This is a genomic window from Micromonospora sp. NBS 11-29, from assembly GCF_002140155.1.
Classification (GTDB): Bacteria; Actinomycetota; Actinomycetes; order Mycobacteriales; family Micromonosporaceae; genus Micromonospora.
This window is the reverse complement of sequence record NZ_NAPR01000003.1, coordinates 430,652-433,001: the sequence shown is the minus strand read 5'-3', so window position 1 is coordinate 433,001 and position 2,350 is coordinate 430,652. Positions and strand designations below refer to the sequence as shown.

4 protein-coding genes are annotated in these 2,350 nt (G+C 77.5%); 1 reads left to right on the top strand and 3 read right to left on the bottom strand.

Going from position 1 to position 2,350, the window contains the following annotated elements; translation table 11 throughout:
- The 3 genes from B1205_RS03280 to B1205_RS03270 form a co-directional block, all read right to left on the bottom strand.
- A partial coding sequence (locus B1205_RS03280; RefSeq protein ID WP_217809742.1) for an MBL fold metallo-hydrolase occupies positions 1–556 on the bottom strand: 556 nt, incomplete at its 3' end.
- 71 nt (positions 557–627) lie between these two features.
- Complete coding sequence (gene crcB / locus B1205_RS03275; protein WP_089154228.1) at positions 628–990, bottom strand: fluoride efflux transporter CrcB; 363 nt, start codon at positions 988–990, stop codon at positions 628–630.
- A complete protein-coding gene (locus B1205_RS03270; RefSeq protein ID WP_089154389.1) occupies positions 987–1,490 on the bottom strand; it encodes a FluC/FEX family fluoride channel in 504 nt (167 codons plus the stop codon). Before B1205_RS03270 ends, crcB begins: the two co-directional genes overlap by 4 nt.
- Positions 1,491–1,700: 210 nt before the next feature.
- On the opposite strand from B1205_RS03270, the gene paaI reads away from it, so the two are divergent.
- Positions 1,701–2,072, top strand: a complete 372-nt coding sequence (paaI, locus tag B1205_RS03265) for a hydroxyphenylacetyl-CoA thioesterase PaaI (RefSeq protein WP_089154388.1) — start codon at positions 1,701–1,703, stop codon at positions 2,070–2,072.
- Positions 2,073–2,350 lie beyond the last annotated feature (278 nt).

The window sequence follows — 2,350 nt, the reverse complement described above, 5'->3', positions numbered from 1 at the left end:
ACCAACAGTCGCCGAGCAGCAGCACCCGGGAATCCGGCACCAGCACCACCGTCGAGTCGGGGGCGTGCCCGCCGCCGACGTGCCGCAGCACCACCCCCGTCGGCAGCATCAACTCGTCGGTGAACGTGCGGGTCGGCGGCAGCACCGTGAAGTCGTCCCAGTCGTCCACCGCCAGCGCCCGGGCCCGGTAGCTGGGCCCGAGCCGGGGCTCGGCGCGGACCCGCTCCCGCAGGTGCCGGTGGCTCCACGGGCGGGCCGCCTCGGTGCGCAGCGGGGCGACACCGGCCTCGTGCCCGACGATCTCCACGCCCGGCCAGGCGCACGCGCCCCAGACGTGGTCCCAGTGATGGTGGGTGTAGACCAGCCAGCGTGGCTCCGGCAGCCGGGCGGCGGCGATCCCGGCGCGGATCTCCCGCGCGTGCGCGGGACTGTTGCCGGCGTCGACCAGCACACTGCCGCGCTCGTCGGCGACGACCGCCACGGCGGGCCGGACCGCCCCGGGGTCGGGGTCGCCGGGAAACAACCAGACCCGGTCGGCCAGATGGCGCAACTCCATGGCGGATCCCTTCGCCCGGCGCACGAGGCTGGTCGGAATCTTACCGCCGTCTGGCCGGATCGGCTGCCCGCTCAACCGGTGAGCGCGGCGCCCAGCGCGTACCCGACGACCGCCGCGCCGAGCCCCGCGACCACACTGACCAGCACATTCGCGTACGCCAGCAGGAGCGGACCGGTGCGGGCCAGCCGCCACGTCTCGTAGCTGAGCGTGGACCAGGTGGTCAGCGCGCCGCAGAAGCCGGTGCCGACCAGCCAGGCCACGGCGTCCCCGGCCGGCGCCGCGAGCACCGCGCCGAGCAGCAGTGAGCCGGCCACGTTGACGGTCAGCGTGCCCCACGGGAACGCCGAGTCGTGCCGGGCCTGCACCGCCCGGTCGGTGAGATAGCGCAGCGGGGCGCCGAGCGCCGCGCCGACCGCGATCAGCAGGACGGTCACCGGGCCACCCCCCGGCGGGCGGCCAGCAGCCGGGCCGTCACCGTGTCCCCGGCGGCGACCGCCAGCAGCGCGCCGAGCACGGTCGCCGCCAGGTAGGCCAGCGCCGTGCCCGCCGCCCCGGCCAGCAGGAGCCGCTGCGCGTCGACCGCGTACGCGGAGAACGTGGTGAACCCGCCGAGCACCCCGACGCCGAGGAACGGCCGCACCAGCGGGCCGGCCGGTCGGGTGGTCAGCACCGCCATCAGCGCGCCGATCAGCAGGCAACCGGTGACGTTGACGCCGAACGTGGCCCACGGGAAGCCGGTGGGCGACGGGGGCACGGCGGCCTGCGCGCCGGCGCGGGCCAACGCGCCGAGCACACCGCCGGCGGCGATCACGGCGAGCACCGTCGCCGGGCGCGCGGTCAGCTCCGCCCGGTCGGCGGGTACGCGGAAATCGACGTCGGGATCGACGCGGGACTCGGGCGGTCGTGCCACGGTGCCTCCCACCAGGACGGGCATCACTGGCAGGGACCGTCGGCGATGTCGCGGTTCTCCCGGCGGCTCCCGGGACGGCGGGCCCCACCGCCGGTCACACCCGAGCATAACCCCGCCGCCGGCCTGGCCGGACGGGCCGTACCGGCGTACGGTGACCGGCAGCTCACCCGGCGCGGCGACGTCGGGGCCCTCGCCGAGGAGGAGACCGTGCCGGACCGTACCGCGGCCCACGACATGTTCGAGGTCGACGCCGCCTCCACGGGCCTCGGCATCGAACTCGTGTCGGCCCGCGGCGGCGCGGCGGTGGCCCGGATGCGGGTCACGCCGGCGATGCTCAACGGGCACGCGATCGGCCACGGCGGGTTCGTGTTCCTGCTCGCCGACACCGCGTTCGCGCTGGCCTGCAACAGCCACGGGCCGGCCACCGTGGCCGCCGGGGCGGAGATCAGCTTCCTGCGGCCGGTACGCGAGGGCGACCTGCTGGAGGCGTACGCCACCGAGCGGGTGCGGCACGGCCGCAGCGGCATCTACGACGTGACCGTCCGGCGCGGCGACGAGGTGGTCGCCGAGTTCCGGGGGCGCAGCCGCACCATCGCCCGCGACTGAGCCGGCCGACCCGCCGACGTGCGGCCGGCGTCGCCGGCGCGTACCCGGGGACGTCCGGGCCGGAGTGGCCCCGTGCCCGCTCCGACCCGGACGCCCCCGCCTCACGCGGCGAGCCCGAGCGGGCCGGCGCCGGGTCGGGGCACGGTCCGCCGCCGGCCCCGGACCGCCTGGCCGGGCGGCCCGGTCGTCCACCCGGGAGCGGCCGTGCCGTCTGGGGCGGTGTCGGCGGCGGCGCGCACCCCGCGGTCGGACGCGGCCCACAGTGCGGCCCGGGGCGT

Bases quoted from the DNA above. Each gene is read 5' to 3' on its own strand.
- B1205_RS03270 (WP_089154389.1), bottom strand. From the start codon at position 1,490: ATGCCCGTCCTGGTGGGAGGCACCGTGGCACGACCGCCCGAGTCCCGC.
- paaI (WP_089154388.1), top strand. From the start codon at position 1,701: ATGTTCGAGGTCGACGCCGCCTCCACGGGCCTCGGCATCGAACTCGTG.